A 14480-nucleotide genomic window follows, 5' to 3' on the forward strand; every position below is an offset into this window, starting at 1 on the left:
CATTGGAGTTATATGCTTAACGTCCGTTTGACTTCCGAAATAAAGTATAAAGATCCTGTAATGACAAGTACATCATTTAGTTCTAGTTGTTCACGTAGTCGATGATAGGCTATTGTCCAATCGTCTATAATGCCCACCTCGCAATTTTCATACTTTTCTTTCAGTTCATAATACTCACAACTTTTACTGAAGTCAAACGTTGTTAACGTAATATGTTCAAAATGTTGCGACATTTTTTTGACTAATTGATCCACGGGTTTATGTTTCATAAAGGCAGCCAAAATATAAACCGATGAGGGAGAGTATCGTTGCTTAATTGTTTCAATTAACGATTCCATCGCTTCAACGTTATGAGCTCCATCAAGTATAACATCAGGTGTTTGTCGAATAGTCTCGAAACGCCCCGACCAATGTGTGTTTTTCAATCCATTTCGTATAATTTGGGGATTGGGCTTTTTAAACTCAATAGACATTAACGTCACATAAGCTTGTACAGCAAGCGCAGCATTGTTCATTTGATGGTGACCTGCCATGTTTATGGCCAAATTGCGTAATAATTGGTCATGATTATCGAAATCAAATTGTTCCCCTTCTGTAGTCGATTGAGTAGAATAAACAAAAAATGAATCGCCTAAATGAGTCACGTTCGTATCATTCAAATGTCCTATCCGATCAATTTCACGTTTAGCCTCATCTTGCATAACACCCGATATAACAGGTGTTTGTCTTTTAATAATGCCGGCTTTTTCGTGAGCAATATCTGTTAATGTATTCCCTAAGATGTCGGTATGATCAAATCCGATTGATGTAATAACAGACAATAATGGGTGAATGACATTTGTCGAGTCTAATCGCCCGCCTAATCCGACTTCGATAATGGCGTAATCGACTTGTTGTTCATCAAAATATAAATAAGCCATCGCCGTAATAATTTCAAATTCAGTCGGGTGTCCAACGTCGGTCTGAGCAATGTCTTCACAAATGGGCTTAACTCGTTCAACTAATGATATTAAATCATCCCCACTTATCGGTTGGTGGTTAATGCTCATTCGTTCATTAAACTGCTCAATATAAGGTGATGTGAACGTCCCGACTTTATATCCTTCTTCTTTTAATATGTGGCTCAGAAACGATGTCGTTGACCCCTTGCCGTTTGTACCTGCAATGTGAATGGTTTTAATCTTGTGCTGCGGTTGGCCTAACTGATCTAGCAACATATTCACTCGCGTCAATCCCGGTTTAATACCGAACGGTAACTGTTGGTGTATCCACTCAATCGCTTCTCGTTCGTTCATATGCGTCACCTATTTTCTTTCAATATGTAAAAGAAGTTGCTACTGACCGTAGTCAAGTAGCAACTCTAAGTCATTTTATTGCACGCGTTTTAATTCGTCAATGCGTGCTTGAACAGCTTGTTGTTTTTCGATGTAATCTTTTTCTTTGTCACGCTCTTCTTGCACGACGGCTTCCGGTGCTTTGTTGACAAAGTTTTCGTTTGCTAATTTCTTTTGTACACGTTCTACTTCGCTGTTCCATTTGTTCAATTCATCTTGTAAACGAGCAATTTCATCTTCTATGTTGATTAAGCCTTCTAATGGGAAGTAAAGCTCAGCACCTGTTACCACAGCGCTTTTCGCTTGTTCTGGAACGTCTAAATCAGTCTTGATCGTTAATTCCTCAGGGTTACAAAATCTCTCGAGATAAATTCGATTGTTTTGAAGTTCTGACACGACGTCTTCAGATTGTGCCTTAATCGCAATTTTGATTTCCTTAGACATTGGGGCATCAACTTCTGCACGCACATTTCGGACTGAACGAATAATCGATACTAAACGTTCCATCTCTTCACGCGATTGTTGATTACTATAAGCATGATCAGGTTGTGGCCATGCTTTAACAGTAATTGACTCACCTTCATGTGGGATGTGTTGCCAAATCTCTTCCGTGATAAATGGCATAAACGGATGTAGCATGCGTAAAATGTGATCAAGCGTTGTGACTAATACTGATTTAGTCGTTTTCTTAGCCGCATCATCATCTCCGTACAGTGGCAGTTTCGCCATTTCAATATACCAATCACAAAACTCATCCCAAATAAAATTGTATAAATGACGGCCCGCTTCACCAAAATCATATCGATCGATGTTATGGGTGACTTGTTCAATCGTTTCGTTTAAACGCGTTAAGATCCATTCATCCGCAACCGATTTTTCACCTGATAAATCAATATCATCATAACTAAAATCATCTAAATTCATAATAACGAAACGTGACGCGTTCCAAATCTTATTAGCAAAATTCCAAGTAGACTCGACTTTCTCCCAATGGAAACGTAAATCTTGTCCAGGAGATGAGCCTGTTGCAAGGAAATAACGCAAGGAATCAGCACCATATTGGTCAATGACATCCATCGGGTCAACGCCGTTACCGAGTGATTTACTCATCTTACGTCCTTCCGCATCACGAACGAGTCCGTGGATTAACACGTCTTTAAACGGACGGCGGTCCATAAAGTGTTTTGTTTGGAAAATCATACGCGATACCCAGAAGAAAATAATATCATAACCTGTTACGAGAACATCTGTCGGGAAATAACGGTTTAAATCATAACTGTCTTCATCTGGCCAACCCATAGTAGAAAACGGCCATAAAGCAGATGAGAACCATGTATCTAACACATCATCATCTTGCACCCAGTTCTCTATATCAGTTGGTTCCTCGCGACCAACATAAAGTTCGCCTGTTTCTTTATGATACCAAGCTGGAATGCGGTGTCCCCACCACAATTGACGTGAAATACACCAATCACGAATATTTTCCATCCAATGTAAATACGTCTTTTCAAAACGATCTGGCACGAAATCGACTTTATCATCTGTCTCTTGTAAGCCAATCGCTTGATCAGCTAACGGTTGCATATTAACGAACCATTGAGTTGATAAATACGGCTCTACGACTGCGTCGCTACGTTCAGAATGACCCACTTGATGAGTATGTTCTTCAATTTGGAACAGCACGCCTTCTTCTTGTAAATCTTGCACGATTTGTTTTCGGCAGTCAAAACGATCCATGCCATTATATTTGCCAGCATTTTCGTTCATCGTACCATCTTCATTCATGACGAGAACTCGTTCAAGATTATGACGTTCACCGATCTCAAAGTCATTCGGATCGTGAGCTGGTGTAATTTTCACCGCACCTGAACCAAATTCCATATCGACATAATCATCGGCGACAATCTCGATCTCACGTCCAACAATTGGTAATATAACTGTCTTGCCAATTAAATGTTGGTAACGTTCATCATCTGGATGCACAGCGACACATGTGTCACCTAGCATCGTTTCTGGTCGTGTTGTTGCGACTTCAATATGACCCGATCCATCTTTTAATGGATATTTCATGTGATAAAATGCGCCTTGAACTTCTTTATAAATGACTTCGATATCTGATAACGCTGTTTGTGTACTTGGATCCCAATTAATAATATACTGGCCGCGATAAATAAGTCCTTGTTCGTATAATGATACAAATACTTCACGAACCGCATTGGATAAACCATCGTCTAACGTAAATCGCTCACGCGAATAATCGACACCTAATCCTATTTTTTCCCACTGTGACCGAATGAAAGACGCATACTCTTCCTTCCAATCCCATGACTGTTGTAAAAAGCCTTCACGACCTAAATCGTGACGTGTTTTTCCTTCTTCTTTTAATTTTCCTTCTACTTTGGCTTGCGTCGCAATACCAGCATGGTCCATCCCTGGTAACCACAACACGTCATACCCTTGCATTCGTTTATAACGCGTTATAATATCTTGAAGAGTCGTATCCCAGGCATGTCCTAAATGCAGACGACCCGTCACGTTCGGCGGTGGGATGACCACTGTGAAGGGGTCTTTGGATTCGTCATTTTTCGCTTCGAAGAACTTCCCATCAACCCAAAATTGATAGCGGTCTTTTTCAACTTCAGTTGGATTATACTTCGGGGCCATGGATTGGCTCTGTTTTTCACTCATACTAACGCCTCCTATAAATTTTTCGTCATTAAAAAAAGCTTTCCATCCTTAAAAAAGGACGAAAAGCTTTGAGAACACTTTCGCGGTACCACCTTCGTTTATGAGTATGACCTCATACACTCCACTTAGGTAACGGTTTTCCCGGTTTCTTCTACTAGTATTTCAAAGAAACAGCTATTTTCAGAGCGACTTCCAGACAGCAGAGCCGAGGAAACTTCCAGCCAAGGTTTCCTTCTCTAGACGGGTACCAACCTGTACTCCTCTCTTACTAGCTTATTGACTTTATGACATTTGTATTTATTGTATCCAATTTTATCATCATAAGTCAATCATCTTTCGCACGAATTTCATATCGTGTTCATAAGTTATCGCAGGAGGCGAATGTAATATGGGAAAACATTATCGTTACCGGTTACCACCATGGATGCGAAAATGTATTATGACAATCGAACGGTGTATTGTCCCAATTATGATATTTCAACTCATCAGGACCTTATTATTTCCGACAACACTGGATGTTTTTTTAGCTGGAGCCATTGTTGGTATTTTCATTGGTTTTTACATGGAATGGTTTTAATCAGTTGAGTACGATTTAGCTGGAACGAGCAACACATCTCCTTCTTGTAATTGAGATGATGATTCCAAGTTGTTTAATCGTTCGAGTTGATGCGTTGTTAAATGGTAGGCATCTGCAATCGTTTCTAATGTTTCATTCGCTTGGACAAAACGAACTCGCATTTGAACTTGCGTTTCGTCTTGTTCTTCACGAAAAAACTTCGACAAATAATTCAAACCTTTTTTCACTGTCGATGCATCTTCTTCCTCCACCTCATCACTACTGTCTTCTATAGAATCATCGGAAGTATCATAATCTTCACTTGGTTCGTCATCCGTACCATGAGTATTACTTACTGATTGACTAGGCTCGTTTGACTCAGTTTGGAAAAAGTCTTGAAACGATGTCGATTTTTCTTTCGGCCAAATATCACGACCCGGTTGAGATGGTTCTGTATTGGTAACGCTTTGTGAGTCATCGTCATGTTGGACTTCATCCTCAATAGCTGGAAATTGCTTTAATTCAAAATCATTTGTATTACTATCATCTGTTATATCGTCTTGTTCGACATCAATCATCACAGCACCATCTAACCGAATCGTGGTATACACTTTTAACGTTCTCGGTTCTGGTAACTCATAATCGAAATAATCGACTGCAACCTGAACATCTTCTTCAAGCTTCACACGCTCGTAAGGAATGGAGATATCAACAGGAATAGGATATTGAAACTCCATGAAACCATTATCAAGTGCTCGCACTTGCTGGACGGTGTGCTGATCTTGATCAACGAACACGGTTTCTTCTTGCGTCGTTTGACGAGCTAAATAATCACCATGTACAACCAATACACCTCTTACCTGTACAGTGGATTGATGGTGATGCACTTGAACATCAGGATCAATCGCAATACTATACAAATCCTCAATTTCTTCACCATGACGAAACGTAATATGTTCCTGAACATCAAACTGATACGGCATGTTTTCACGATAACTCATTGGTTTCCCCCTCTACATATTCATCCAATACTTATGTTTATTATGAGGAGAAACAAACTATGCTTGATTAACGGTATAAATCCGATTCAATGATTAAGATGAAGCCCCATTCCTTCTATTATCAATGAACGATTACATCATACTAATTTTTCGGACTAAGAAGTTTTATATATAGGAGCGTCACTTTTGTTGGTGACTATTTTATAGCATCTAATAAAATGGATTAAACCTAGATTATGCAAAACAAACTGTCACACTTCCATCTTGTTCCGCAGATGATAAACAATCATGTAAAAATTGGTTAATTTGCTCATAATCCATATCGAGTGATTGTTTGGAGAGATGTCCATAATGTTGGCTGTATTGATCGAGGGCTTGTTTGATTTGCTCTTTGGAGAATGTTTTTTGCACGCCTATTCCACTGACACCGCCATCACATTCCTCAGAATCTAATAATTGATAGAGGTTATGTGCAACGTCATTAAACATGTGAAATCGCGCATACGCAACTTGTTGATGATTTTGATTAACGCCATAAATATCATGACCCATTAGAATCGAAAATCCCCTTTCAAATTGTCTGTAGTATTCAATTGGTTTTGAGTTAATAAAATGGAAAACTGTCACGTTCATCGAGGAAATGATGAAGGAATAGAGAGGCCTCAACGATATTATATACCGAACGATTGTTCCAATCAACGCAAAGCGTACGACATTATTCGACAAAAAAACACGCCAAAGCGACAGCTTTAGCGTGGAACAAATTTAATTATTATAATGTTTAAAGGCATGTTGAATGGCTTTAATAGTGCGATCAATATCCTCATCTGAGTGAACAGTTGATAAGAACATACCTTCAAATTGAGAAGGTGGTAAGAATATGCCTTGCTCAATCATATAACGGTAATATTCTGCAAACCATTCTAAATCAGATGTCTTAGCTGAATCGAAGTCAACGACATCTTCGTTAGTGAAAAAGAAGCCTAACATCGAACCAGCACGATTGACGCAAAGCGGTACACCGTTTTCTTTAGCCGCATCTTCAATGCCAGCAATTAATCGATCCGCTTTCTTATTCATCTCATCATAAGATTCAGGCGTTAATTCACTTAACGTTGCATAGCCAGCTGCCATCGCTAATGGGTTACCTGATAACGTACCAGCTTGATAAATATCACCCGCCGGCGCGATCATTTCCATAATATCACGACGACCACCATAAGCACCAACTGGTAATCCACCACCGATTACTTTTGCAAGACACGTTAAATCAGGCGTCACATTAAAATGACCTTGTGCACAGTTGTAACCAACGCGAAAACCTGTCATGACTTCATCAAAAATCAGTAGTGAACCGTAATCGTTCGTCATATCGCGTAAATACTGTAAGAAGTTATTAACTGGTGGCACGACACCCATATTACCGGATACAGGCTCAACAATCACGGCTGCGATATCATCACCATAATGTTCAAATGCATACTTTACACTTTCTTGATCATTGTATGGAACTGTGATCGTGTTTTTCGCGATCGATTCTGGAACACCAGGACTATCAGGTAATCCTAACGTGGCAACACCCGAGCCAGCTTTAATCAAGAGTGAATCAGCGTGGCCGTGGTAATTACCTTCGAACTTCAAAATTTTGCTTCGTTTTGTAAACCCACGCGCTAAACGCAAGGCACTCATGGTTGCTTCCGTACCAGAATTCACAAAGCGTACCATTTCGATCGATGGAACGCGATCAATTAACAGTTTAGCTAATTTATTCTCATACTCTACGTTCGTACCAAAGCTCGTCCCTTTTTTCATCACATGCTGTAATGTTTCCATCACTTGTTCATGAGCATGCCCAACAATTAATGGACCCCAACTCAAGACATAATCAATGTACTCATTTCCTTCAATGTCAGTAATCTTTGACCCTTTACCTTCTTCCATATAAATTGGATCAACATTCACTGAATTAAACGCGCGAACTGGTGAGTTAACGCCACCAGGCATTAGTTCGACTGCTTCATCAAATAATTGTTTTGATCGATTTGTCATTGTGAACCCTCCTACTATTCATTCAACCATCTAGCGATATCTTTTGCAAAGTACGTCATAATAAGATCCGCACCCGCACGTTTCATTGAGGTGATTTTTTCAAGAACGATTTCTTGTTCATTCACCCAACCATTTTGTGCTGCTGCCTTAATTAATGAGTATTCACCACTTACATTATAGGCAACAATAGGCTGATCGTAACGGTCTTTTAAATCACGCATAATATCTAAATAACTAAGTGCTGGTTTAACGATTAACAAGTCAGCGCCTTGTTCGACATCTGACTGTGCTTCACGATGTGCTTCTAAACGGTTAGCTGGGTCCATTTGATACGTTTTGCGATCGCCGAATTGTGGTGCACTATGAGCAGCATCGCGGAACGGTCCGTAAAAAGCTGATGCATATTTTACAGCATACGACATAATCGGAACATTCGTATATCCCGCTTCATCTAAACCATGACGAATTGCTGTTACAAACCCGTCCATCATATTCGAAGGCGCAATCACGTCAGCGCCTGCTTTTGCTTGCGATACAGCAGCTTTAACGAGCAATGGTAATGTAGCATCATTATCGACGTATTCATCATGGATGACACCACAATGACCATGATCAGTAAATTGACATAAACAAGTATCAGCCATGACAACTAAATGAGGTGCAATGGATTTAATTCGCTTCGTTGCCATTTGGACAACACCTTCATCATTATAAGCCTCAGTTCCAACGTCATCTTTATGATTAGGAACTCCGAATAAAATAATAGATTTAATCCCTAACGATACGATTTCCTCAATTTCTTCATCAAGACGATCAATCGACACTTGATAAACACCTGGCATTGATGGGACTTCATGCTTCTTTCCTTCTTCTTCTAAAACAAAAAGCGGGTAAATCAAGTCATCTGTATGTAAATGTGTTTCGCGTACGAGGTCCCGAAACGCTGATGTTTGTCGTAAACGACGATGACGATCAAACTGTAATTCCGTCATATTATCTCTCCTTTAAGATATTGTTCCACTAAATAGGCAAGCCCCTCTAACGTGAATGTACTGGGCTTATACACCTTAGTAAAGCCTTGTTTTGTCGCATAATCTGCTGTCGTTTGCCCAATAGCAAAACATGGTAATGAAAACCATGAACGCTTTCGTTCACTCATCATGTCTAAAAAGCCATCAATTGACGATGGTGATGTAAAGACGAACGCATCAACCGGCCCTTCAGCTAAAATATCATTCAATCGACTTTTCTCGTTCCAATTGGTCACCGTTTTATAAACCGTTAACGAGCGATATTTGATATCATAATCATCTAACGCTTGATCTAGTACAGCGCGTGATTTTGTTCCTTTAATGAGTAACGGATAATGCATTTGTCGTTGTTGAATCAGTTGCTCTGCCAACGTTTCTGCATCAAAAACAGATGGAACAAACTCAACATCAAAACCATATGAATTTAATGTTTGCTTCGTCTTGTCTCCGACTGTCACTAGCTTCATTTGATTCAATACATCAGGTGATATTTGATGATGTTTAAGCAATTCCATAAAATAATAAATACCATTATGACTTGTGAAAATAACCCAATCATGTTGAAGCAAGGTCTCTTTGGTCATCTGTGTGTCACTTGGTTCCACATAATCAAACGTTATAAGTGGCACACCATGGATTGTCGTGTCCAGCTTACGATCCAACATTTGAAATGCAGGTGCTTGCTCCAATGAGCGCGACAATACGATGCCGCGCTCATGATGATGTTCGACCACTATTCTTCTAACTCCTGTTTGGCTTGCTCAACTAATTCTTTCGCTCCACGGTCAATCAACAACTTAGCAGCTTGCTCACCTGCATCGAGAGGATCTTGACTTCTAACCGTTTCTTTTAATACCGTTTCACCATCAGACGAAGAAACTAATGCTTGAAGCACAATGTCATCTCCTTCTAGAACGGCATAAGCACCAATTGGAACTGAACAACTTCCCTCTAACAAACTAAGAAATTGACGTTCAGCCGTAACCGTTTTGGCTGTATATTCATCGTTGATTTGTTGAATCAATTGGCGTAATTCCTCATCATCTTCACGACACTGTAGCGCTAATGCTCCTTGGCCAACTGCTGGTAAACAAACATCAGGTTCAAGGAATTCAGTCACAAGTTCAGTTGACCACCCCATTCGCTTGAGTCCTGCTGCTGCTAATATAATCGCATCAAAGTCTTCTTCTTGAAGTTTACGCAAACGCGTTTCAATATTTCCTCGAATCCACTGAACCCTTAAATCGGGACGATACGCTTGCAGTTGCGCACCACGTCTTAAACTACTCGTACCGATTAATGCGCCTTCTTTTAAGTCATCAAGCTTTACATGGTTTTCTGAAATAAATGCATCACGGTGGTCTTCACGTTCTGGAATCGAACCAATCGGTAACCCTTCAGGCACTTCAGACGGAACATCTTTCATACTATGGACAGCAAGGTCGATTTCATGATTATACATCGCTTGTTCAATTTCTTTAACGAACAAGGCCTTGCCCCCAACTTTTGATAATGTCACATCCAAAATTTGATCGCCTCTTGTGACGATCTTTTTGATGTCAAAACTGTAATCATCCGAAACTTCATTCAGCTTATCAATCACCCATTCCGTTTGTGTGATAGCTAAATTACTACGTCTAGAACCAATAATAATATTGCGCACCTTATAGCCTCCTCAATTATAAGCCATGAAAGTTAGATAGCATGGACAAAATTAAATAATTACAAAATAAAAATAAAAAGGCAATCACATTCCATTTGGCAATCTTCTTCCCGATTATTTTTTGTCTAACTCTAATATAAATAATAATCGAATAAATGCCAATCACAACGAAGGATCCCACTGTTTTCGCATCAATCCAATAAAATAAATCATCTGCTGTATATGCCCATAAAACCCCTAATATAAGTGAAATAAGAAGAATCGGCGTGGCAAAAACAGTTAAGTAAAATGATACTTTTTCTAATTGGGCTAAGTTCCCAATTCGTTTGACTAACTCACGCCAACGCTTTCGTTTCAATAAATAAAATTGCAACAAATACAATGTAGCAAATGCGAACGATAACGTATAAAGTGTATAAGCAATAAACGCTAACACAATATGCGCGAGTAAAATATCTCCAATAATGACAGGTGTCATAGATGTCGCTTCACTCGATGCTGTCGTTAAGATCGACATCACCATCATTGAAAATCCGATTATATTAACGATAAAGACGACTAAATCAATTTTAAAGAAATAATTCACAACAATCGATACAAGCAAGATGAGCCATGCATAGAAATATAACCCTTCAATTGCATTCAGCATGGCAAAAAAGCCATATAAGTATATATTCGAAAATAATACGATAGTTTGTAAAATGAATACGAATAAAAGTAACCAGAAGGCAAAACGATTCGCCTTCCGGTTTCTCTCAACAAAATCATAGAAGTAAAAGGTTAAGCTTAACCCATACAATAAGACAATAATTTCATATAATCGTATATGTTCCCAAATAGTCATGAGAGAACTCCTCTCTCATCTATTGCAACGCCTTAACGAATTGTGCAATAGGTAATGATTCGTTAACCGATTTATGGCTTTGATGTTTTTCGCTTTGTGTTTTTAACTCTTGTTCGACTTCTTCTTCGATACCAAACATTCGGACAAACATCTTTAACATGTCATCTGCATGATCTTCGCCAGCCATTTCTTTCGCTTGTAAAATCGGTTCTTTCAACATTTGATTAACAATACTCTTCGTATGTTTATTTAATACTTTTTTCTCGCGAGCTGTTAAATCAGGCATTTTTCGTTCGATTGACGCCATTGTATCTTGTTGAATCGTTAATGCTTTTTGACGTAAGGCCGAGATAATTGGTACGACGCCTAATGTCTTCACCCATTCATTAAACTCATGCATTTCCGCTTCAATCATTTGTCTAATCTCTTGAGCGGCTTCTTGACGTTCAGCTAAGTTTTGATCAACAATGCCTTGTAAATCATCAATATCGTATAAGAAAATGTCATCTAGTTGTTCAATATCTGGGTCTAGATTTCGTGGCACTGCAATATCAACCATAAATAATGGTTTTCCGTGACGCTCTTTAAGGACAGGTTTCAAATGCTGTTTGTTTAAAATATAATCATCCGTACCAACAGATGTAATCATAATATCAGCTTGTTCGAGCACATCACTTAATTCGTCGATCGAGCGTGCTTCACCTGAAAATTTTGCAGCGACTTCTTCAGCCTTCTCAATCGTTCGATTGACGACAGTAATATTTTCGACACCAGAACCGTGTAAATTTTGGACGGCTAGCTCGCCCATTTTACCCGCACCTAAAATGACGACGTGTTGATTCTTTAAGTTATCAAAAATCGTCTTCGATAATTCGACGGCTGCATAACTAATGGATACCGCATTTTGACCAATGCCTGTTTCTTTGTGAGCTTGTTTCGCATTCGTTATAGCTTGTTTAAACAATTGATTAAACATTAAGCCTGATGCTTCTTCATCTTGAGCGCGCTGAAACGCTGATTTCACTTGGCCTAGGATTTGCGTCTCACCTAAAACCATAGAATCTAACCCAGCTGCGACGTTAAATAGATGCTCGATGGCTTCATCGTCCTCTTTAACTTCAATGAAGTTCGCCATATAATCAACATCCATTTCAAACCAATCAGCTAAAAACTTCTTCACATAATAACGACCAGTATGTAACTGGTCAGCGACAACATATAATTCTGTCCGATTGCACGTTGAAACAATCACATTTTCTAAAATGCTTTTTTGTGCATTCAACTGTTGCATCGCTTCGCTAAGTTGGTCGTCAGAGAAAGCTAAATTCTCTCTTATGTCAACTGGGGCTGTTCGATAGTTCATTGATAATGCAACAAAATGCATGTGTGTCACCCCTTACTTCGTACTCATAAACGTCTGAATACATTGTAACAACTAACCATTTCGATTAAACTGAAATCAGTTGAACAATTTATGAATATTTATGCTATTATTTCTTTAGAATTATTATTAATAACTATTTGTAGCCTATCATATTACCTATGACGCTTCAAGCGATTTAACTATGAAGGAGACATGTCATCGTGAAACAATCACAATCTTTTTTAGCCATCACGTTAATCGGGTTCGGTATATTTTTCCTCATTCAACAATATGATATACCTATTTTATCACAGTTTGGCTCTTGGCCGTCGATTTTAGTCATATTAGGCATTGCTTTTTTATTCAGTGCTTATGGTAATCGACAACACGACAATATTTTACCTGGGTTTATTTTGTTTGGGCTTGGTATTCACTTTCATATGTTACATAGTACCGTTAATTGGATTGATCACTGGGGCATGTATACGTTAATCATCGGGATTGCTTTTATTTTACGCGCCCAAAAGACGCGCCAGGGCACGATCATTGGCATAATATTTATCATTATTTCGTTTTTAGCCCTATCAGCTTTCGCCATGCCAGCTTGGCTCGGTTGGTTAGACCTCGCCTTTCAAATCATAGAACAGTTTTGGCCTATTCTTCTCATTATCTTTGGGATTGTGTTGTTATTTAAGAAATAAGCTCTTATAACGGATATTAACAAAGACAAGAAAATAAAACTTACTTCGATTTAAGTCGAAATAATATCATCATATTAACAAGTATTAAAACAGTACAGAAAATAAACGGTAGGCCAATCCATTGTTGAATGGCACCTGAGACGATTGAGCCAGCAACAACACCTAATGAGAAAAAGCCGTAAAAGATACCATATGCTTTTCCTCGGATCGTCTCATCTGTACTGTTAGCAATCATTTGATTCATCGATGGGAAAATGAACGCAAAACCAATACCATACACAATCATCGCGACAACCATTAACACTAAATGGAATGCAACTTGTAAAAGACTCATCGATAACGCAATTAAACCCAAACCAATTACTACTAAATGATAAGCCGTATAACGCGTGTAAATGTCATTGATTTTAGACATGAAAATCACTAACGCTGTAACGCCATACAAACTAAGCAGTAAACCTGTCGTCATCGAATCAAGTTGAAGGTTTTCGACACTAATAGGAAGTGCGAAAGCTAACGTACCATTACTCAGCATTAACGTAAACGCAACGGTTGATGCTTGCAACACACCACGATTCGTCATAATCGATTTCATAACCGTCCAAGTCATGTCGTCTTTCACTTGTGATACATATGACGCAGGAATCAGACTAATACTGATCACAGCAGTCACTACAAATACAATCGCGACAAAGACAAACACATAGACAATTTGTCCTGCGGCAGCTAATGCACCACCAATCGCAGGTCCAGCAATGGCCGCTACGCCAATGGCACCCCCAGCGAAGGCCATCATTTTAGGGTTGTCGTTTCGTTTGGCCAAATCCCCCAGTAAAGCGAAGGCAGCCGGAACTAAGACACCACCTGCTAATCCGTGGAAAAATCGAATCCATAATAGTTGCTCACCTGTTTGTGCAAACGGATAAAAACTTAACATGACACTAACGAGTAACATGCCAATAACCATCATCCGTTTACGTCCGATGCGATCAACCCAATGCCCACCTATAATATTACCGATGACATTCGATAACGAATACATGGCGACAATGAGACCTGTTAAGGCTTCACTTGCTCCTAGACTAAGTGCAAATGGCGTCATGATCGGAAGCTGAATAAATGTATCAATAAATGCCACAATGACAACAACATATAAAAATTTCACGATATTCAGCCTCCATTATCACTTCATTATTTTAATCTAACTGATTGAATCCACTGAATCATTGATTTATATCACAAAACAGCTG

General features: G+C 39.1%; 13 protein-coding genes and 1 other annotated feature. Of the genes, 2 read left to right on the forward strand and 11 right to left on the reverse strand.

Annotation, left to right across the window (positions count from 1 at the left end):
- Positions 1 to 8 precede the first annotated feature (8 nt).
- Positions 9 to 1295, reverse strand: a complete 1287-nt coding sequence (locus ABID56_RS03180) for a bifunctional folylpolyglutamate synthase/dihydrofolate synthase (RefSeq protein WP_354219167.1) — start codon at positions 1293 to 1295, stop codon at positions 9 to 11.
- Between the two features lie 75 nt (positions 1296 to 1370).
- Complete coding sequence (locus ABID56_RS03185; RefSeq protein WP_354219168.1) at positions 1371 to 4022, reverse strand: valine--tRNA ligase; 2652 nt, start codon at positions 4020 to 4022, stop codon at positions 1371 to 1373.
- Between the two features lie 51 nt (positions 4023 to 4073).
- Positions 4074 to 4301 (reverse strand) — a binding site (T-box leader).
- Between the two features lie 109 nt (positions 4302 to 4410).
- Between ABID56_RS03185 and ABID56_RS03190 the strand changes: the two genes are divergently transcribed.
- A complete protein-coding gene (locus ABID56_RS03190; RefSeq protein ID WP_354219169.1) occupies positions 4411 to 4599 on the forward strand; it encodes a YszA family small membrane protein in 189 nt (62 codons plus the stop codon).
- On the opposite strand, the gene ABID56_RS03195 is transcribed toward ABID56_RS03190, so the two are convergent.
- The 8 genes from ABID56_RS03195 to hemA all read right to left on the reverse strand — a co-directional run bounded on the left by ABID56_RS03195 (position 4596) and on the right by hemA (position 12550).
- Positions 4596 to 5579: a LysM peptidoglycan-binding domain-containing protein gene (locus ABID56_RS03195; RefSeq protein ID WP_354219170.1), complete on the reverse strand. Its 984-nt coding sequence runs from the start codon at positions 5577 to 5579 to the stop codon at positions 4596 to 4598. The two genes, ABID56_RS03190 and ABID56_RS03195, sit on opposite strands and share 4 nt — an antisense overlap.
- 234 nt (positions 5580 to 5813) lie before the next feature.
- Positions 5814 to 6131 carry a hypothetical protein gene (locus ABID56_RS03200; RefSeq protein WP_354219171.1) on the reverse strand — a complete coding sequence of 106 codons (318 nt, stop codon included), beginning with the start codon at positions 6129 to 6131 and terminating at the stop codon, positions 5814 to 5816.
- Positions 6132 to 6344: 213 nt separating this feature from the next.
- On the reverse strand, positions 6345 to 7628 hold the full coding sequence (gene hemL / locus ABID56_RS03205) for a glutamate-1-semialdehyde 2,1-aminomutase (RefSeq protein ID WP_354219172.1): 1284 nt from the start codon (positions 7626 to 7628) through the stop codon (positions 6345 to 6347).
- Between the two features lie 14 nt (positions 7629 to 7642).
- Positions 7643 to 8620 (reverse strand): porphobilinogen synthase, encoded by a 978-nt coding sequence (hemB, locus tag ABID56_RS03210; protein ID WP_354219173.1) that lies wholly within the window; start codon positions 8618 to 8620, stop codon positions 7643 to 7645.
- Positions 8617 to 9393: a uroporphyrinogen-III synthase gene (locus ABID56_RS03215; protein WP_354219174.1), complete on the reverse strand. Its 777-nt coding sequence runs from the start codon at positions 9391 to 9393 to the stop codon at positions 8617 to 8619. Before ABID56_RS03215 ends, hemB begins: the two co-directional genes overlap by 4 nt.
- Positions 9393 to 10322, reverse strand: coding sequence for a hydroxymethylbilane synthase (gene hemC, locus ABID56_RS03220; protein ID WP_354219175.1), 930 nt, complete (start codon positions 10320 to 10322; stop codon positions 9393 to 9395). Before hemC ends, ABID56_RS03215 begins: the two co-directional genes overlap by 1 nt.
- A gap of 16 nt (positions 10323 to 10338) precedes the next feature.
- Entirely contained in the window at positions 10339 to 11166 is an 828-nt protein-coding gene (locus tag ABID56_RS03225; RefSeq protein WP_354219176.1) for a cytochrome C assembly family protein, read from the reverse strand.
- A 19-nt stretch (positions 11167 to 11185) separates the two neighbouring features.
- A complete protein-coding gene (gene hemA / locus ABID56_RS03230; RefSeq protein ID WP_354219177.1) occupies positions 11186 to 12550 on the reverse strand; it encodes a glutamyl-tRNA reductase in 1365 nt (454 codons plus the stop codon).
- A gap of 200 nt (positions 12551 to 12750) precedes the next feature.
- Between hemA and ABID56_RS03235 the strand changes: the two genes are divergently transcribed.
- Complete coding sequence (locus ABID56_RS03235; protein WP_354219178.1) at positions 12751 to 13230, forward strand: LiaI-LiaF-like domain-containing protein; 480 nt, start codon at positions 12751 to 12753, stop codon at positions 13228 to 13230.
- A 40-nt stretch (positions 13231 to 13270) separates the two neighbouring features.
- Here the strand turns inward: ABID56_RS03235 and ABID56_RS03240 are convergent, their stop codons facing one another.
- Positions 13271 to 14395, reverse strand: a complete 1125-nt coding sequence (locus ABID56_RS03240; protein ID WP_354219179.1) for an MFS transporter — start codon at positions 14393 to 14395, stop codon at positions 13271 to 13273.
- Between the last annotated feature and the right edge of the window lie 85 nt (positions 14396 to 14480).

Source organism: Alkalibacillus flavidus (assembly GCF_040545925.1).
GTDB lineage: Bacteria > Bacillota > Bacilli > Bacillales > Alkalibacillaceae > Alkalibacillus > Alkalibacillus flavidus.